The following is a 17,944-nucleotide window of genomic DNA, read 5'->3' as shown; positions in this document are numbered from 1 at the left end:
GTGCCTCGAAAGCCGCCTCGATCGCGGGAACCTTCACAGGAAACGCACAGCGGCCGCACAGCGAACACCGACGCCGGGCCGGGAAGGTGGCACTATGACCGCTATGAACGCCACGTCACCGGGCCCTGGCAAGGCCGACCTGCGCCGCGCCGACGGGAGCCCGGTGCGGGTCCTCGTCGTCGACGACGAGGCGACGCTGGCCGAGCTCGTGTCGATGGCCCTGCGGATGGAGGGCTGGGAGGTGCGCAGCGCGGGCGACGGCACCGAGGCCGTCCGGGTCGCGCGCGACTTCCGCCCCGACGCCGTCGTCCTCGACGTCATGCTCCCCGACTTCAGCGGTCTCGAGGTCCTCCGCCGGATGCGCTCCGAGGCGCCGCACCTGCCCGTGCTGTTCCTGACGGCGAAGGACGCGGTCGAGGACCGCATCGCCGGGCTCACCGCCGGCGGCGACGACTACGTCACCAAGCCGTTCAGCCTCGAAGAGGTGGCGCTGCGCCTGCGCGCGCTGCTGCGCCGGGCGGGCGGGGTCACCGGCGCGAGCGGGTCGACGCTGGTCGTCGGCGACCTCACCCTCGACGAGGACAGCCGCGAGGTGCACCGCGGCGGCGACCTCGTGCCGCTCACCGCGACGGAGTTCGAGCTGCTGCGCTACCTCATGCGCAACCCGAAGCGGGTGCTGTCGAAGGCCCAGATCCTGGACCGCGTCTGGAGCTACGACTTCGGCGGCCAGGCCAACATCGTCGAGCTCTACATCTCCTACCTGCGCAAGAAGATCGACGCCGACCGCGAGCCGATGATCCACACCATGCGGGGCGCCGGGTATGTCCTCAAGCCCGCAGGCTGAACCCAAGCGCGCCCGCCGGCCGTGGTCGCTGCGGCGACGGCTGATCGTCCAGCTCGCCGCGCTGCTCGCCCTGGTGTGCGTGGTCGTCGGCGTGGTGACGGAGTTCGCGCTCAGCGAGTTCCTCATCGGCCAGCAGGACAAGCGCTTGGCCGCGGCGAGCGAACGCGGCAAGCACACCGGCGAGCGCCCGCCGTGGGTGTACGGCGACACGCCGCCGCCCGACCCGTTGCGGGTGCTCGGCCAGGGCGACGGCACGCTCGCGGTCACGGTGACCGGCCCGGTGATCCGGGCCAGCGTCCTGGACTTTGCCGGAGGCTCCGGGCAGGGCAAGAAGCCGCCGCTCAAGCCGATCACCGCGGAGCAGGTGCAGGCGCTGCTCGGGCTCACGGCCGACGGCCGCGCCCGCAGCATCGACCTCGGCGGCACCCTCGGCGAGTACCGCGTCGTCTCGACCACGTCGCCCCGCGGGGAGAAGACGGTCATCGGCCTGCCGCTGCGGGACGTCAACGAGACGCTCTGGCAGCTCGGGTTCATCCTCGGCGGCGTCGCGCTCGCCGGGATCGTGGTGGCGGGCGCGCTCGGCGCGGCGACGATCCGCCGCACGATGCAGCCGCTCGACCGGCTGGCCGCGACCGCGACGCGCGTCTCGGAGCTGCCGCTGGACCGCGGCGAGGTCGCGCTGTCCGAGCGCGTCCCGGAGGCCGACACCGACCCGAACACCGAGGTCGGCAAGGTCGGCTCGGCGCTGAACCGGATGCTGCAGCACGTCGCGAACGCGCTGACCGCGCGGCACGCGAGCGAGAACCGCGTCCGCCAGTTCGTCGCGGACGCCAGCCACGAGCTGCGCACCCCGCTGGCGGCGATCCGCGGCTACGCGGAGCTGACCCGCCGCGGGGGTGAGCAGGTGCCACCCGACGTCGCGTTCGCGATGAGCCGCGTCGAGTCCGAATCGCGCCGGATGACGACGCTGGTGGAGGACCTGCTGCTGCTCGCCCGGCTGGATTCGGGCCGCCCGGTGGTGCACGAGTGGGTGGACCTGTGCCGGCTGGTGGCCGACGCGGTCGCGGACGCGCACGTGGCGGGCCCGGACCACAAGTGGCTGATGGACGTGCCCGGTGAGCCGATCGGCGTCCTCGGCGACGCGGGCCAGCTGCACCAGGTGGTGATCAACGTGCTGGCCAACGCGCGCACGCACACCCCGCCGGGCACCACGGTGACGACCGCGTTGTCCACTTCGGACGGAATCGTCCGGCTCCGGGTGGCCGACGACGGCCCGGGGATCCCGCCGGAGATCCTCCCGGACATCTTCGAGCGCTTCGCCCGCGGCGACAATTCCCGCTCCCGCGCGGCGGGGAGCACCGGACTGGGGCTGGCGATCGTGGCCGCGGTGGCCGCTGCGCACGGCGGCCGGGTCGGGGTGCAGAGCCGGCCGGGGCGGACGGAGTTCGAAATCACGTTCCCGGAGGCGCCGCCGCCGCGGTGATCACCCGTCCGGGGGCGATGCACAGCCGGCGCACAGCTTCGCCACAAGTTCACCACATGCGCCACCGACACGGTGACCCTCATGACGACCACGCTGACGGCGCCCGAGCACGCCCAGCCCCAGCCGCCCGCCCGCGTCCGGGATCCCCGGTGGGTCAAGCCTTCCGTCGCCGCCCTGCTGCTCGGGACCGGCCTGCTCTACCTGTGGGACCTGGCGAAAACCGGCTGGGCCAACGACTTCTACGCGATGGCCGTGCAGGCCGGGACGTGGAGCTGGAAGGCGCTGTTCTTCGGTTCGCTCGATCCGGGCAACGTCGTCACCGTCGACAAACCGCCGTTTTCGTTGTGGATCATGGGGTTGTCCGGCCGGCTCTTCGGCTTCTCCAGCTGGAGCCTGCTCGTGCCGAACGCGCTCGCCGGGGTCGCGTCGGTCGGCCTGCTCTACCTCGCCGTGCGGCGGCTTTCGGGACCCGGCGCCGGGCTGCTGGCCGGGACCGGGCTCGCGCTGACACCGGTCGCCGCGCTGATGTTCCGCTACGACAACCCCGACGCCTTCCTAGTTCTCCTCCTCGTCGCCGGCGGCTACTGCGTGGTGCGGGCACTGGAGCACGCGAGCACGAAGTGGCTGGTGCTCGCCGGCGTCGCGATCGGGTTCGGGTTCCTCGACAAGATGCTGCAGGCCTTCCTCGTGCTGCCCGCGTTCGTGCTCGCCTACGCCGTCGCGGCGCCGACGTCGCTCGGGCGCCGGGCCGGCCAGCTGGGTGCGGCGGCCGGAGCCGTGGTCGTCTCCGCCGGGTGGTGGATCGTGGCCGTCGCCGTCTGGCCGGCCTCGGCCCGGCCCTACATCAGCGGCTCGACCGACAACACCGTGCTCGAACTGGCCTTCGGCTACAACGGTCTCGGCCGGATCTTCGGCGAAGGGCGCGGTGGCGGGGGCCGGGCGTTCACCCCGCCGGCCGGGGTTGAGCTGCCCGCCGGCGGCCGGGGCGGCGGCTTCGGTGGCTTCGGGGGCCAGGCCGGCTTGACGCGGTTGTTCTCCGGCGAGTTCGGCGGCGAAGCGTCGTGGCTGCTGCCGGCCGCGGTCATCGGGCTGGCCGCCGGCCTGTGGTTCACGCGCCGCGCGCCCCGCACCGACCGCACACGGGCGGCGCTGCTGCTGTGGGGCGGCTGGCTGGTGGTCTCCGCGCTGGTGTTCAGCTACATGAGCGGCATCATCCACCCGTACTACACGGTCGCACTGGCCCCGGGGGCCGCGGCGACGCTGGCGATCTCCGCGCGCGAGCTCTGGCGCGGCCGGGCGAACTTCGCGGCGCGCGCGGTGCTCGCCGTCATGCTCGCGGTGACGGCGGTCTGGGCCTTCGTCCTCCTGGCCCGGACGCCGGAGTGGCAGCCGTGGGTGCGCTACGCGCTCCTGGTCTCCGGCGCCGCCGCCGTCGCGGGGCTGCTGTTCGGTGCCGACCGGTTCCGGCGGCTCGGCCCGGTCGTGGCCGTGCTCGGCCTGTGCGGCGCGCTGCTCGGGACGGCGTCCTTCACGCTGGCCACGGCCGCGGCCGCGCACTCCGGCGGGACGCCGTCGTCCGGCCCGGCCGTCGCGAGTGGACGCGGCTTCGGCGGCGGCTCGCGCGGCTTCGGGGCGCGGGAGACCGACAGCGCGCTGATCGACCTGCTGAAGGGCACGACGACGAAGTGGGCGGCGGCGCAGAGCGGTGCGATGCAGTCGGCCGGCCTGGCCTTGGCGAGCGGACGGCCGGTGCTCGCGATCGGCGGCTTCAGCGGCAGCGACCCGGCGCCGACGTTGGAGCAGTTCCGGCAGTACGTCGCCGACGGCGACATCCGCTACTACGTCGCCGGTGGCCGCGGCGGCTTCGGCGGCGGCCGCGGGACCGCCGGGGAGATCCAGGCCTGGGTCGAGCAGAACTTCGCCGCACGCACGGTCGGGAGCGCGACCGTTTACGACCTAGCTGAATCTGTCGTTTGATAGAAATTCCGCGACGGCGGTTGAATTGTTTCAAGCGTGTTAACAGTCGGAGAATCGTTCGGCGTAATCCAGACTGGTGCGGTATCGGCGAAGGCGGACAGGTGTTCGAATTTCCGGAGCGTGGCCGGGTCATTCCGAACGCCCGTTCGGATCCATCGGCTCGCCCTGCGTGATCATCTCGACACTCCCCGCTTTCGCGGTAACGACCAGGGGCTTCAGGGCGTGCGCTTGCACATGCGCGGTGCACACGCACGGCGGAATTTTGGCCGGTCGGCCGACAGAAACCCGTTTCAAAGTGATCTTGGACAACCCTCATTGCGCTGGTTGACCCGGGTGGTGGTCACTCTTTTGGATGCAAAGGCCGGACGTTGTGGGGATCTTGTGCTAGTCGCTAGGCTCTCCGCCGGGAGAGGGACAGGGGTGGCTGATCCGGTGCGTTGAGTGCTGGGATTTCACTGGTGGTAGGCGCCTCCTGTCCGCGTTCTCTCGCGATGACCCGATCAGGTGCGGCGGAAGTGAGCAGCGATGACCGTGCGCGGCAGCGCAGCTCGAACCGATCGACCTCCCCGTCGTCACCAGCCGTAGCCCCCTGAGCGCCCCGATTCCCCCTTTTGGCACCGCACCACTCCACTTCCCCCGCAACCTGGAGTTCGTTGTGATTTCCCGTCCTCGCCCCCGTCTGCTGACGGTGCTCCTGACCCTGCTGACCCTGGCCGGGGTCACCGCGCTCTCGGGGTGCAGCGACAGCTCCGCCTCCGGCAGCGGCAGCAAGATCACCATCGGGTTCAGCGCCTGGCCGGGCTGGTTCCCGTGGCAGGTGGCGCAGGAACAGGGCCTGTTCACCAAGAACGGCGTCAACGTCGACCTCAAGTACTTCGACAACTACACCGACAGCATCAACGCCCTCTCCAGCGGGGCCATCGACGCCAACAGCCAGACCCTCAACGACACGCTGTCGTCGGTCTCCGGCGGCGCCAAGCTGTCGATCGTGCTGGTGAACGACAACTCCACCGGCAACGACAAGATCATCGCGCGGGACGGGATCACCAGCATCGCCGACCTCAAGGGCAAGAAGGTCGCCGTCGAGCAGGGCCTGGTCGACCACTACCTGCTGCTGCTGGCGCTGCAGACGGCGAACCTGACCGAAAAGGACATCCAGCTCGTCAACCTCCCGACCGACGCCGCGGCCGCGGCGTTCAAGAGCGGCCAGGTCGACGCGGTCGCCGCGTTCGCGCCGTTCACCTCGACGGCGCTGGAGCGCCCGGGCAGCCGCGCGATCTCCTCGTCGGCGGAGTTCCCCGGCGCCATCCCGGACCACCTCGTCACGTCGCAGAAGCTGGTCAAGGACCACCCGAAGGACGTGCAGGCGCTGGTCAACACCTGGTTCGAGACGCTGACCTGGATCAAGAACAACAAGGACGCGGCCGTCAAGATCATGGCCAAGCGCGGTGGCGTGTCCGAAGCGGACTACAAGACCTACGACGCCGGCACCACGATCTTCACGCGCCAGCAGAACATCGACGCGTTCACCCCGGGCGTCACCGCGCAGCACCTCGACTTCCAGGCGAACAAGATCATCGACTTCATCGTCAGCACCGGGCTCGCCCAGCAGCGGCCCTCCCTCGACGGGCTGTTCGAAGACCAGTTCGTGAAGGCCGCGCCCCAGTGACCGGTCCCACCCAGCGCACCACCCCGGCGAGCACGGCCGAGGCGCGGGCCGCCGAGGCGCAGGAAGCCGAGCAGCGGCTCGCCGAACAGCAGGAGGCGGGCCGGGCGGCCGGCGGACGACCGGACTGGTCGCCGCTGCCCCGCCGGGCCGGGCTGAAGCCGACCGCTTCACCGCTGTTCTCCTTGCGCAGGCCCATTTCCGCGGCGGCCCGCTGGACGCTGGCGGCGCTGTCGTTCGCGATCCCGCTGCTCGCGTGGATCGCGCTGAGCGTCAGCGGGTCCGTCGACTCGACGTTCCTGCCGTCCCCGGTCGCGGTCCTGAAGGCCGGGGCCGACATGGCGAGCACCGGTGAACTCTTCGACGACCTCTGGACCACCACCCTGCGGGTGCTCGAGGGCTTCGGCCTCGCCGCGGGAGTCTCCGTGCCGCTCGGCATCCTGATGGGCACCTTCACCGCCGGGCAGGCGTTCTTCGAGCCGCTGATCGGGCTGCTGCGCTACCTGCCGGCGAGCGCGTTCATCCCGCTGCTGATCATCTGGCTCGGCCTCGGCGAGCCGTCGAAGATCGCCATCCTCTTCATCGGCACGGTCTTCTTCAACACCCTGATGACCGCCGACGTCGTCCGCGGCGTGCCGAACTCGCTCATCGACGTCTCCTACACCCTCGGCGCGCGCCGCGGCGAGGTGCTGCGCAAGATCGTCGTGCCGCACTCGCTGCCGGGCATGATCGACGCGATCCGGGTCAACGCCGCCGCGGCGTGGAACTTCGTGGTCGTCGCCGAGCTGATCAACTCCTCGGCCGGGCTGGGGTACCGGATCGTCCGGGCGCAGCGGTTCCTGCAGACCGACAAGATCTTCGCGGTGCTCGTGGTCATCGGGATCGCCGGGCTCGCCATCGACGTCCTGCTGCGCCTGCTGCGCACGCGGGTCGGGAAGTGGGCGGCATGACGCTGGAACTGCGGAACGTCGCCAAGGACTACACCGTCCGCGGCAAGGTCACCCGCGCCCTCGACGGCGTCGACCTCGAAGTGCTGCGCGGCGAGTTCGTCTGCGTCGTCGGCGCGAGCGGCTCCGGCAAGTCGACGCTGCTTTCGCTGGTCGCCGGGCTCAGCAGGCCGACCGAGGGCGAGATCGCGCTCGACGGCGTGCCGGTGACCGGGCCGGGGCCTGACCGCGGGCTCGTCTTCCAGGCCGGCGCGCTCTACCCGTGGCGCAGTGTCGAGAAGAACGTCGCGTTCGGACTCGAGCTCCTTTCGCTCGACCCGGCCGAGCGGGCCGAGCGGGTGAACTGGTACCTCGCCGAAACCGGTCTCGACGCCGTGCGCAAGTCGCTGCCGAAACAGCTTTCCGGCGGCCAGAAGCAGCGGGTCGCGATCGCCCGCGCCCTGGCTTGCGAGCCGGAAGTCCTGCTGCTCGACGAACCCTTCGGCGCCTTGGACGTCCAGACCAAAGAGGACATGCAGGTGCTCATCCGCCAGGTGTGGGCCGACACCGGCACGACGGTGCTGATGGTCACCCACGACGTCGAGGAAGCGGTTTTCCTCGGCGGCCGGGTGGTGGTGCTCGCCTCCGACCCGGGCCGGATCGCCGCCGACGTCGAGGTGGCGCTGCCCGCCGAACGCGACCTGGCGGTGAAGCGCGAACCGCGGTTCCTCGCGCTGCGCGCCCGGATCGAGGACCTGGTCCGGGAGCAGCACCGGGGCCACGTGAGCCGGGTGGCCGCGGTCGAGTGAGAACGGAAGACGGGAAGGTCGCGGGATGAGACACGGCAGGCCGACCGCGAAACGGGCCGGCGGCGGCGGGTTTCTCGCCCGGCTCGGGATTCGCGGCAAGCTGAACCTGCTGCTCCTGCCCCCGCTGGTCGCGGTGGTGCTGGTGTCGGTGCCGTTCGTGCTGACGCAGGCCGGCAGCGCCGGTGCGGCGGCGCAGTCGGCCGCCGTGGCGCGGCACGCCCAGCAGCTCGGCGGGCTGATGTGGCAGCTGCAGCGCGAGCGGCTGCTGACGGGCGCGTTCGTGGCGACGCCGTCGGCGAGCCCCGACCAGATGGTCCAGCAGCAGAAGGTGGTCGACCAGACGGTCGCCGAGGTCCGCGGATCCCTCGGCGACGACGCTCCCGACGAGCTTTCCGCGGCGCTGACCCGGATCGGCTCGCTCGCCGAGCTCCGGCAGAACGCCGCCCGCCGCGGTGTCGCGCTCGACAGCGTCGCCCGTACCTACAACGCCGTGATCGACGCGGTGATCGACTCCCTGCGCCTGGTCCCGCAGCTCACCAGTGACGCCGAAGGCGCACGAGAGCTGACCGCGCTGGACGCGCTGCTGCGGGCGAACGAGGAGAACTCGCTGCGCGCGATGGCCCTCATCGTGACCGCGCTGTCGCCGGCGGCCGGACGGCCCATCCTGGACGACGCGACCCAGCAGGCCCCGATCTTCGTCGACCGGTTCGTCAAGCAGGGCGACGACGGTGACGATGCCAACCGCTCCGCCCTCGTGGTCCGGGTCGAGCAGAGCGACGCCGGCCGTCGTGTCGACGAGCTCGCCGCCGAGGTCGAGAAGCCCCGTGACGCGGCGGCCACCACGAAGTACGTCGCCGACGTGCTCACCGCGGCGGACTCCCACGCGGGCCAGCGCAAGCTCGTGCAGGAGAAGGCGATCAGCGAGATCACCGACTCCGCGACCGAACGCGCCGACAACGCGACACAGCTGGCCTGGACGGTCGGCCTCGGCGCGGGCGCGCTGTTCCTGCTGGTCGCCTTCCTCGCCGTCGCGGTGTCCCGCTCGATCGCCGGCCCGCTGCGCCAGCTGACCACCGCCGCGACGTCGGTCGCCGACCTCGCCGGTACCGAGCTCGTCCGCGTGACCGACACCGAAGAGGCCGAGGAGCAGGTCCCGCGCCTGGCCACCATCGACGTCGTCTCCGAAGACGAGCTGGGCAAGCTGGCCGCCGCGTTCAACCGGGTCCAGACCACCGCGGCCGAGCTGGTCGAACGCCAGGCGCTCACCCGGCGCAACACGAGCCTGATGTTCGCGAACGTCGCGAAGCGCACGCAGAACCTCGTCGGCCGCCAGCTCGCCCTGATCGACGAGGTCGAGCGCAACGAGCAGGACACGCGGCTGCTGGCCAGCCTCTACCGGCTCGACCACCTCTCCACCCGCCTGCGCCGGAACGCCGACAACCTGCTCGTGGTGTCCGGCACCCGGGACGAAACCCGGATCGCCGGCCCGATCGAGCTGTCCACGGCGCTGCGCTCGGCGCTCGCCGAGATCGAGGACTACCAGCGCGTCAAGCTCGGTGTCGTCGCCGAAGTCCTGCTGTCGTCGGCCCTCGGTGCCGACCTGGTGCTCGTCTTCGCCGAGCTGCTCGAGAACGCGACGTCGTTCTCGCCGCCGGGCTCGATGGTCGAGGTGGACACCATGCAGCTGGCCGACGGCGCGCTGCTGGTGAGCATCGTCGACCACGGCATCGGCATGACCGCGGAGAAGCTGGCCGAGGAGAACCAGCGGCTCGTCGAGCGCGAACGCCTGGAGCTCGCGCCGACCAGCGTGCTCGGCCTGTTCGTGGTCGGCCGCCTGGCGCGGCGCCACGAGCTGGGCGTCGAACTGCTCGCGACGCCGACCACCGGCGGCGTGACCGCGCGGCTGACCATCCCGGCGTCGCTGTTCAGCCACCGCACCGCGCTGCGGCCGAAGACCGAGCAGGCGCCCGCGATCCCGGCGCAGGCCGCGCCGCCGATCGCGTCGCCGCCCCGGCACGCCGCACCGGCCACCTCGGCCACCCCGGCCGATCTGTCCGCTTTGGACGACTTCCGGCCGCCGGCGCCCGAACGCGACCGGCCCGCCGGACTGCCGGCGCCGGCGATCCCGGCGCTGCTCGGCCCCGGCAACGGCTTCCGCTGGTTCCGCGAACTGGAACCGGTGTGGCCGGACGCCGAACCCGACGCCAAGCCCGCCGAAGCGCCCGAGCCGGAGGTGGTCGCCGCGTCCGCTCTGTCTTCTTCGGAGTCCGTTGCCGCTTCGGCGTCTTCGGAGTCCCGTGGTGGTCTGCGCCGCCGGGTCCGCGGCGCCCAGCTGCCCAGCCCGGGGACGTCCGCACCGGCGGCCGAGACCAAGCCACGGCACGACCCGGAAGCGACCAAGGCCGCGATGGACGGCTTCGCGAGCGCCTTCGCGAAGGCCGCCGAAGCCGGCCCGCCGTCCACCGCTTCCTTCCCGAAGGCCGCCGAGGTCAGCGCGCTGACGGCCGACCTGCCGCCCGCGTCGCCCACCGGCGTGACCGAACCCGCGTCACCCCTCCCGGTCCGCGCATCACCGGTGCCCACGGCCCCGTTCACGGCCGCCGCGCAGGCACGCGACGGCCTGGTCCGCCGCGTCCCCGGTGCCCAGCTCGCCCCCGGCCTGCGTCAGCAGCCGGCGGGGCGGCCGCTCGCCCGCGCCGTCGTCAACCGCACCAAGCGGGACCCGGCCGCCGAACGAGCGGCGTTCGACGCGTTCTCCGCCGGCCTCGCCAAGGCGGAGGACGTTACGGCAGACAGCCCGCCCCAAGGCGTGGTCGCCGGTCGTGTGATGGAACGAGGAGAAGAGAGCAGGAAATGAGCATCCCCGCACCTGGCGTCAGTGTCGAAGCCCAGAACTTCAACTGGCTGGTGAGCCGCTTCGCGCAGCACACCGCGGGCGCGATAGCCGCCATCGCGGTCTCGGCCGACGGCCTGCTGATCGCGATGTCGACGGAGCTCGAGCGCTCCAACGCCGACCGCCTCGCCGCGATCTCCTCGGCCATGCTCGGCCTCGCCCACGGCGTCTCCGAAAGCCACCCGCTCGGCTCGCCGGACAAGGTGATCATCGAGCTCGAGCACGGCTACCTGCTCGTCTGCACGATCAGCATCGGGTGCTCGCTCGGCGTGCTGGCCAACAAGCAGGCCAGCCTCGGGACCATCGCCTACGAAATGGCGATGTTCGCCAACCGCGCCACCGAGGTCCTGACACCCGGGTTGATCGAGGAGCTCAAGAACACCGTGGGGTCGTGATGTCCGAAGAGCCGGACATCTCGCTGCTGCGGCCGTACCTGATGACCTCGGGGCGGGCCCAGCCGGTCGACCAGAGCCTCGAGATCGAGGCGCAGGTCATGACGTCCCGCCTCGGCGCGGCGTCGCACCCGAAGCTCACGTTCGAACGCCAGGAAATCGTTTCCCTCTGCCGGAGCACGATGTCGGTCGCCGAGGTGGCCGCCATGCTCGGCCTGCACATCGGCGTGGCCAGGGTGCTGGTGGCCGACCTCGCCGAACTGGGTTACGTCGTCGTGCGGCGGCCGGGCACCCACAACAAGCACGACCTCGGCATGATCGAAAGGGTCATTCGTGGACTCGAAGCCATTCACTGAACCGGGCGCCCGGCCCCCGGCCCCGGTCAAGATCGTCATCGCGGGCGGCTTCGGCGTCGGCAAGACGACGGCGGTGTCGTCCATCTCGGAGATCAAGCCGCTGACGACCGAGGCGGCGATCACGTCCGTGGCGGCGGCCGTGGACAGCACGGGCCACGTCCCGGCCAAGACCACGACGACGGTGGCGCTGGACTTCGGCTGCATCACGATCGACGAAGAGGTGAAGCTGTACCTGTTCGGCACGCCGGGCCAGGACCGCTTCGGCTTCATGTGGCAGGACCTGGTCCACGGCGCGCTGGGCGCGCTGGTCATCGTCGACACCCGCCGCATGGACGACTGCTACCCGGCGGTCGACTACTTCGAGAACGCGGGCCTGCCGTTCGTGGTGGCGGTGAACATGTTCGACGGCTCGCTGGGGCACAACCTCGAGGACGTGCGGTGGGCCTTGGCGGTGAGCGACGACGTCCCGCTGATCACGTTCGACGCCCGGCAGAAGCTGTCGGTGCGGGACGCGCTGCTGGCCGTGCTGCACAACACCTTCAAGCGGGCCAGGGCCCAGGCGGGCGCGGGTGCCTGAGCGGCCTTCGCTACACTGATCCACGGACCCCGCGCGGCGTCCACCCTGTGAACCTCCCCAGGGCCGGAAGGCAGCAAGGATAAGCAGGCTCTGGCGGGTGCGCGGGGTCCCCTTTTTTTGGGTGCCTCAGGGTCTCAGAACAGCCCCAGCACGTCGTCCGGCGGGTTCGGGGGCGGCGGGGCGTCCGCATCCGTGATCGGGGCCGCCTTCCCGGCCAGTTTCCGCAGCTCCGCGCCGTGCAGGCAGCGCGCCGGGAACGCCGCCGAGGCCGTCCGGCGGGCGATCTCCGCCGCCGGGAGCGCGCTCGCCGAGGCGGCCAGCACCAGGTTGCCGAACCGGCGGCCGCGCAGCACCCCCGGGTCCGCCAGCAGCAGCACCTCCGGGAACACCTCGAGCAGCGTCGCCAGGAACCGGCGGGCGAACGGCAGACCCGAGCCGTCGGTGATGTTCGCCAGGTACACCCCGGGGGCGCGCAGGATGCCCGCGATCGCCGTCGTCGCCTCCAGCGTCGCCAGGCCGCCGGCCAGCGTGGCTCGTTCGAAGGCGTCGACCACCACGAGGTCCGCCGAATCGTCCCGGCGCGTCGCGAGGCCTTCGCGGCCGTCGGTCACCCGGACGCGCAGGCCCGGCACCCGCAGCCCCAGCTGCGCGCGGACCAGCTCCACCAGCTCGCCGTCGGCGTCGAACACCAGCTGCCGCGAGCCCGGCCGCACCGCCGCGACGTACCGCGGCAGCGTGCACGCCGCCCCGCCGACGTGGAGCGCGTCCAGCGGACCGGGCGGCAACCGGTCCACCACGTCCCCGAACCGCCGGACGTAGTCGAATTCCAGGTGCGCGGGGTCGTCGAGGTCGACGTACGACTGCGCGACGCCGTCCACCGACACCAGCCAGGCGTTGCCGCGGTCGGCGTCGCGGACCAGCTCCGCCGTGCCGAACCGCACGGGGTACCGCCCGGGCTGCGGATCGGTCTTCCGCGTTCGGCTCACGAAATCCGAGGTTATCGGAAACATTCCGACCACGGCCGCGATATGGGAACGGACGATCATCGATCGAGGGGGTTTCACTTGCGTGCAAACGCAGTAATCGTTGCCGCCGCGCTCGCGGCCGGGATCTTCGCGACACCCGCTTCCGCGAACGAACTGCCCGACCGGGCGCAGGCCGTTTCGCTGCTGGAGACGGGCGGTCCCGGCGTGGCCAGGGCCGCCGAAGCGGCGTTGCTCGGCTCGCCCGCCGACCTGGCGGCCTTCCTGGCCACCGGCCGCCGGCAGGCGCAGAACGACGACGAGCGGGTCCTCGTCACCCAGGCACTGAGCAACGGCGGCCCGATCACCAAGCGCACCGCCCAGCGGGCGCTCAGCGGCACCCAGGACGACATCCGCGAATACCTGGCGAACGGCCTGCCGCTGGCCCGGAGCGCGGACGACCGGATCGCCGTCAGCCAGGCCATGGACGTCGGCGGCCCGACCGTCAACGAACGGGGCGCCGAGGTGCTCGACAACGGCACCCCCGAGGACGTGCGGGCGTTCCTGGAGACCGGCCTGCAGCGGGCGAAGGACGTCGACGACCGGGTCACGGCCACCCAGGCCATGGCCGCCGGTGGCCCGGAGGTCAAGGCCGCCGCGCAGACCGCGCTCGACGGCACGCCCGAGGACATCCGGTACTTCCTGTCGCTGTGGCGGCAGGTCGCCGCGGACTACGACGCCGAAGTCACCGCCGTCCAGGAGCAGGTCGACGCGGCCAAGGCGGCCGCGGCCGGAAACCGGCCCCAGGACGTGAAGCTCGCCGCCGACAAGGCCGCGCAGCTCGCCGCGGACGCGCGGAAGGCGGACACCGACCGGCTCGTCGTCCAGCAGGGCCAGAACCAGCAGGCCGGCCGGGACGCCGCGGCGGCCGAGCACGACGCGCAGCAGCGGGCCGACGAGGCCGCGGCTCGTGCCGCGAAGGCCAAGACGGACAACGACAAGCTGCTCGCCGACGCGGCCGACCCGGCGCTGACCGTGCCGAACGGGCGCAAGGCGTCCGTCTACCTGCTGCGCAACGGCGGCGCCGCGGTCAAGAACGCCGCCCGTGCCGCGCTGAGCGGCTCGGACGACGACGTCGTCACGTTCGTGCGCAGCGGCCTCGCCGTCGCGCAGGAGTCCGACGACCGGGCCGCCGTCTCGGCGATCGCGGCCGACCCGAACGCCCGCCCGGGCCTGCGCCAGGCGGCTCGTGACGCGCTCGCCGGCCCGTACGCCGGGGTCGCCGCGCTGCTGCGCACCGGTGACTACCCGGGCCGGGACACCGACGACCGCGTCGAGGTCAACCAGATCATGGCGGCCGGCGGCCCGGCCACGAAGTCGTGGGCGCAGAACGCACTGGACGGGACCGTGGCCGACATCCGCGAGTTCCTGGCCAAGGGCCGGTACACCGCACACCTGATCGACCTGAACATCTACGTCACCCGGACCCTCGGGGAGGGCCCGGAGGTGCGGGCGGTCGCGCAGGGCGTGCTCGACGGGCCGGACTCGGGCGACCAGCACTACCTCGATGTCGAGCTGCCCAGGGCGCGGGCGCGTGACGCGTTCACCGCAGCGCACGTCACCAAGGTGAACGGTCTGGTCGCCGAAGCGGCGGCGCTGGTCTCCTGACCGCACGGCGAAGGTTGTCGGACCCTGGCGGTAGTCTCGCGGCGTGGCTCTAGCGCTGTACCGCAAGTACCGTCCGGCGACCTTCGCCGAGGTCGTCGGTCAGGAGCATGTGACCGAACCCCTCCGCACGGCGCTGTCCGCCGGGCGGATCAACCACGCCTACCTCTTCTCGGGCCCGCGCGGCTGCGGCAAGACGTCCAGCGCACGCATCATGGCGCGCTCGCTGAACTGCGCCAAGGGTCCGACGCCGGACCCGTGCGGCGAGTGCAATTCGTGTCGCGCGCTGGCGCCCGAGGGGCCGGGCAGCGTCGACGTCACGGAGCTGGACGCGGCCAGCCACGGTGGTGTCGACGACGCCCGCGAGCTGCGTGACAAGGCGTTCTACGCGCCGGCGGAGTCGCGCTACCGCGTGTTCATCATCGACGAGGCGCACATGGTCACCACGCAGGGCTTCAACGCCCTGCTGAAGATCGTGGAAGAGCCGCCCGAGCACGTCATCTTCATCTTCGCGACGACCGAGCCGGACAAGGTGCTCACCACCATCCGCTCGCGCACGCACCACTACCCGTTCCGGCTGATCCCGCCGAGCTCGATGCGCAGCCTGCTGGAGCGCAACATCGCGGCCGAGGGCGTCGAGGTCGAGCCGGCGGTGTACCCGCTGGTCATCCGCGCGGGCGGCGGGTCGGCGCGCGACACGCAGTCGGTGCTCGACCAGCTGCTCGCCGGTGCGGGGCCGGAAGGCGTTTCGTACTCGCGGGCGGTCGCGCTGCTGGGCGTCACCGACGTCGCGCTGATCGACGACATGGTGGACGCGCTCTCGACCGAGGACGCGGCAACGGTGTTCGGCACGGTCGAGAAGCTGACGGAGGCGGGCCACGACCCGCGCCGGTTCGCGACCGACCTGCTCGACCGGCTGCGCGACCTGGTGCTGCTGCGCGCGGTGCCGGAGTCCGCGGGCGGGCTGGTGTCCGCTCCGGAGGAGGAGCTGACGCGGATGGTCGCGCAGGCCGAGCGGATCGGCCTGGCCACCCTCTCCCGCTACGCCGACATCGTCCACAATGGACTCTTGGAGATGCGCGGCGCAACCAGCCCCCGGCTGGTGCTCGAGCTGCTGTGCGCGCGAATGTTGCTGCCGTCGGTGACGGACGCGGAAAAGGCGCTCCTGGCCCGCATCGAGCGCTTGGAGCGCCGCGCGACGGTGGCGGGCGGCGGCGGAGCCCCGGCCGAGGGCGGCGTGGAGCCCCCGGTGCGCGCGGCGCCGGAACGCGAGTTTTCGAGGCCTTCGCAGCGCGCGGCCGCGGCGGGCCCGGCTCCGGTGCCGGAGCCGGTCAAGCCGCCTGGCCGCGTGGCCGAGCCCACGGGTGCCGGCGGGGGAGTTTCATCCGCGCCGGGCGGTGGTGCGGCTGCTTCACCGGCCCCAGCGGGCGGTGCAGGCTCTGCGGGTGGTGCTTCGGCCCAGCCGGGCGGTGCCGGGTCTGCGGGCGCCGCTTCGGCCCAGCCGGGTGATGGCGGTGCTGCGGCTGCCGCTTCGGCAGCAGCGGGCGGTGGCACCTCGGCGGCCGGGGCCCAACCCGGTGGCGGGGGAGTTGCCCCGGGGGCCGCGGCAGCCCAAGCTCCGGCCGAGGCCCAGCCCGGTGCCCCCGCGCCTGCGAGCGCTGCCCCGGAAGCCGCGGCCGGCTCGGGTGAAATGGATGCCGCCGGGATCCGGAGCATCTGGCCGCAGCTGATGACCGCGTTGCGCAAGTTCACCGGCGGCCGCAGCCTCGAAGCGATGCTGACGCAGGCGACGGTGGCGAGCGTCGAGGGCCACGCCGTGACGCTGACCCACAAGTCCGAACCCCTGGCCCGCCGCCTCTCCGACCAGGACAACGCCCGCAAGATCGCCGGCGCCCTTGCCGACGTCCTGGGCGGCGACTGGCAGGTCCGCTGCGTCCACGGCACCGCCCCGGCCGCACCCGCCGCCCGCCCGCAGCAGGCGGCCCCGGCGCCGGAGCGGTCGTTCACCCGCCAGTCCGCGACGGCCGCGCCGCCCGCCGCCGAACCGGCGCCGGCCCGCCCCGCGGCCCCGGCACCCCCGCCGCGGCCCAAGGTCACCACGACCGAGCCGGACATCCCGCTGCCCCCGGAACCCTCCGACGAGGACGACGAGGACCTCTACAACGAGGACGCCAGCCCGGCACCCCCGCCGCCCCCACCCCCGCCGGACAAGGACCCGGACGAGCTGGCCCGCAAGCTCCTCTCCGAGCACCTCGGCGCCCGCCCCCTCGACTGACCCCGGCGCACCCGAACGGCCGGCTCACCAGCCGACCCTCCAGGTACGTGTGTCGTCCCTCCAGGTACGCGTGTCGTCCTCTGGATCACGCGTGTCGTCCTTCTAAGCACGCGAGTTCGCCGCTCCGGCACGCGGTAGGTGTGCGGAAAAGGTCGGCTCACGTGTCTGGAGGGACGACACGGGTGGGTCAGGAGGCGAGGTAGGCCTCGATCGCCGCCGCGATGGCGTCGGCGAACTGCCGGCGTCCGTCCGCGCTGCTCATCCGGGCCGCTTCCGTGGCGTTGCGCATGTTGCCGCACTCCACGAGGGCGGCCGGGCGGGTCGAGAGGTTGAGGCCGGCCAGGTCCGTGCGGGCCGACAGGCCGTTCGAGCCGATGTAGTTCGCCGCGCTGAAGCCGCTCGTGCGCATCGTGTCGCGCAGTGTTTGCGCCAAGCGGGTCGAAGGTGCTCCCTGTGCCGCGTTCAGCGGCGGCGACGAATACGCGACGTGGAAGCCGTTCGCCCCGGCCGCTTCCGAGCCGTCGGCGTGGATGGAGACGACCGCGTCCGCGTTCGCCTCGTTGCCGATCGCCGCGCGGCGGTCGACGCAGGGGCCGACCCCGGTGTCGTCCTGTCGCGTGTAGACGACGCGGATCCCCTTGTCCGCCAACGCTTTTCCGACTCGCTGGGCCACGTCGAAGGTGAACGCGTGCTCGGGGTAACCCGCGTTGGTCGCGGTGCCGGTCGTGTTGCACGGCTTGGTCTGCCCGCGCCCGGCGGGCACCGGGCGGTTGATCTCCGCCGGGTGGGCGGCGTTCCCGCCGTTGTGCCCGGGATCCAGCACGACCACCTTCCCGGCCGACGACGGCGACGGCGCAACCGGCGACGGCGAAGCGACCGAAGACGTAGCCGAAGCCGACGCCGACGCCGAAGGCGAAGGAGAGGCGCTGGTGACCACCGGAGCGGGCGGAGGCGCAGCCGCCGGAGCGTCGTCGGAGCAGCCGGTGAGCAGGAGGGCACCGGCCAGCAGCAGGGGAGCAGTCGCGCGTCGCACGGCGACCACGGTGCCACAGCCCGGCACCTCGCGTGGCGCGACTACCCTGGTGGTGACACAGGCGTGCAGAGAGGACCGAGTGCGAT

At 72.3% G+C, this 17,944-nt stretch carries 14 protein-coding genes and 1 other RNA gene; 13 read left to right on the top strand and 2 right to left on the bottom strand.

All coding sequences use genetic code 11. From position 1 onward, the window contains the following. Positions 1-94: 94 nt before the first annotated feature. From ACWEGE_RS22040 to ffs, 11 genes are all read left to right on the top strand, one after another. The gene (locus ACWEGE_RS22040; RefSeq protein ID WP_449662314.1) at positions 95-844 is read left to right on the top strand and encodes a response regulator transcription factor; all 750 of its coding nucleotides are present in this window, start codon (positions 95-97) and stop codon (positions 842-844) included. Then, on the top strand, positions 822-2,327 hold the full coding sequence (locus ACWEGE_RS22035) for a sensor histidine kinase (RefSeq protein WP_449662313.1): 1,506 nt from the start codon (positions 822-824) through the stop codon (positions 2,325-2,327). Before ACWEGE_RS22040 ends, ACWEGE_RS22035 begins: the two co-directional genes overlap by 23 nt. 81 nt (positions 2,328-2,408) lie before the next feature. Then, complete coding sequence (locus ACWEGE_RS22030) at positions 2,409-4,304, top strand: glycosyltransferase family 39 protein (RefSeq protein ID WP_449662312.1); 1,896 nt, start codon at positions 2,409-2,411, stop codon at positions 4,302-4,304. 655 nt (positions 4,305-4,959) lie between these two features. Beyond that, entirely contained in the window at positions 4,960-5,973 is a 1,014-nt protein-coding gene (locus tag ACWEGE_RS22025) for an ABC transporter substrate-binding protein (RefSeq protein ID WP_449662311.1), read from the top strand. Beyond that, the gene (locus ACWEGE_RS22020) at positions 5,970-6,920 is read left to right on the top strand and encodes an ABC transporter permease (RefSeq protein ID WP_449662310.1); all 951 of its coding nucleotides are present in this window, start codon (positions 5,970-5,972) and stop codon (positions 6,918-6,920) included. Before ACWEGE_RS22025 ends, ACWEGE_RS22020 begins: the two co-directional genes overlap by 4 nt. After that, positions 6,917-7,705, top strand: coding sequence for an ABC transporter ATP-binding protein (locus ACWEGE_RS22015; RefSeq protein WP_449662309.1), 789 nt, complete (start codon positions 6,917-6,919; stop codon positions 7,703-7,705). Before ACWEGE_RS22020 ends, ACWEGE_RS22015 begins: the two co-directional genes overlap by 4 nt. A 25-nt stretch (positions 7,706-7,730) precedes the next feature. Further along, the gene (locus ACWEGE_RS22010) at positions 7,731-10,562 is read left to right on the top strand and encodes a nitrate- and nitrite sensing domain-containing protein (protein WP_449662308.1); all 2,832 of its coding nucleotides are present in this window, start codon (positions 7,731-7,733) and stop codon (positions 10,560-10,562) included. Further along, positions 10,559-10,993 carry a roadblock/LC7 domain-containing protein gene (locus ACWEGE_RS22005; protein WP_003061341.1) on the top strand — a complete coding sequence of 145 codons (435 nt, stop codon included), beginning with the start codon at positions 10,559-10,561 and terminating at the stop codon, positions 10,991-10,993. The genes ACWEGE_RS22010 and ACWEGE_RS22005 overlap by 4 nt, the downstream gene beginning before the upstream one ends. Then, the gene (locus tag ACWEGE_RS22000) at positions 10,993-11,346 is read left to right on the top strand and encodes a DUF742 domain-containing protein (RefSeq protein WP_449662508.1); all 354 of its coding nucleotides are present in this window, start codon (positions 10,993-10,995) and stop codon (positions 11,344-11,346) included. Before ACWEGE_RS22005 ends, ACWEGE_RS22000 begins: the two co-directional genes overlap by 1 nt. After that, on the top strand, positions 11,324-11,923 hold the full coding sequence (locus ACWEGE_RS21995; RefSeq protein ID WP_206789419.1) for a GTP-binding protein: 600 nt from the start codon (positions 11,324-11,326) through the stop codon (positions 11,921-11,923). The genes ACWEGE_RS22000 and ACWEGE_RS21995 overlap by 23 nt, the downstream gene beginning before the upstream one ends. A 21-nt stretch (positions 11,924-11,944) precedes the next feature. Beyond that, positions 11,945-12,039, top strand: an RNA gene (gene ffs, locus ACWEGE_RS21990) — signal recognition particle sRNA small type. Positions 12,040-12,057: 18 nt separating this feature from the next. On the opposite strand, the gene ACWEGE_RS21985 is transcribed toward ffs, so the two are convergent. After that, positions 12,058-12,933 carry a spermidine synthase gene (locus ACWEGE_RS21985; RefSeq protein WP_449662307.1) on the bottom strand — a complete coding sequence of 292 codons (876 nt, stop codon included), beginning with the start codon at positions 12,931-12,933 and terminating at the stop codon, positions 12,058-12,060. A 54-nt stretch (positions 12,934-12,987) separates the two neighbouring features. Here ACWEGE_RS21985 and ACWEGE_RS21980 point away from each other — a divergent pair, with 54 nt between their 5' ends. Then, the gene (locus ACWEGE_RS21980) at positions 12,988-14,553 is read left to right on the top strand and encodes an ALF repeat-containing protein (RefSeq protein ID WP_449662306.1); all 1,566 of its coding nucleotides are present in this window, start codon (positions 12,988-12,990) and stop codon (positions 14,551-14,553) included. Between the two features lie 43 nt (positions 14,554-14,596). Then, complete coding sequence (locus tag ACWEGE_RS21975; RefSeq protein ID WP_449662305.1) at positions 14,597-16,825, top strand: DNA polymerase III subunit gamma and tau; 2,229 nt, start codon at positions 14,597-14,599, stop codon at positions 16,823-16,825. A gap of 187 nt (positions 16,826-17,012) precedes the next feature. Here ACWEGE_RS21975 and ACWEGE_RS21970 read toward each other — a convergent pair whose 3' ends face one another. Further along, complete coding sequence (locus tag ACWEGE_RS21970) at positions 17,013-17,867, bottom strand: N-acetylmuramoyl-L-alanine amidase (RefSeq protein ID WP_449662304.1); 855 nt, start codon at positions 17,865-17,867, stop codon at positions 17,013-17,015. Positions 17,868-17,944 lie beyond the last annotated feature (77 nt).

It is taken from the genome of Amycolatopsis sp. NPDC004747 (assembly GCF_053601335.1).
The sequence above is the reverse complement of the archived record's forward strand: the minus strand, read 5'-3'. Positions and strand labels throughout refer to the sequence as shown.

Excerpts from the sequence above, each read along its gene's own strand:
- ACWEGE_RS22005 (WP_003061341.1), top strand. The coding sequence starts at position 10,559 with ATGAGCATCCCCGCACCTGGCGTCAGTGTCGAAGCCCAGAACTTCAAC.
- ACWEGE_RS22030 (WP_449662312.1), top strand. The coding sequence starts at position 2,409 with ATGACGACCACGCTGACGGCGCCCGAGCACGCCCAGCCCCAGCCGCCC.
- ACWEGE_RS21985 (WP_449662307.1), bottom strand. The coding sequence starts at position 12,933 with ATGTTTCCGATAACCTCGGATTTCGTGAGCCGAACGCGGAAGACCGAT.
- ACWEGE_RS22010 (WP_449662308.1), top strand. The coding sequence starts at position 7,731 with ATGAGACACGGCAGGCCGACCGCGAAACGGGCCGGCGGCGGCGGGTTT.
- ACWEGE_RS22000 (WP_449662508.1), top strand. The coding sequence starts at position 10,993 with ATGTCCGAAGAGCCGGACATCTCGCTGCTGCGGCCGTACCTGATGACC.
- ACWEGE_RS22035 (WP_449662313.1), top strand. The coding sequence starts at position 822 with ATGTCCTCAAGCCCGCAGGCTGAACCCAAGCGCGCCCGCCGGCCGTGG.
- ACWEGE_RS22015 (WP_449662309.1), top strand. The coding sequence starts at position 6,917 with ATGACGCTGGAACTGCGGAACGTCGCCAAGGACTACACCGTCCGCGGC.
- ACWEGE_RS22040 (WP_449662314.1), top strand. The coding sequence starts at position 95 with ATGACCGCTATGAACGCCACGTCACCGGGCCCTGGCAAGGCCGACCTG.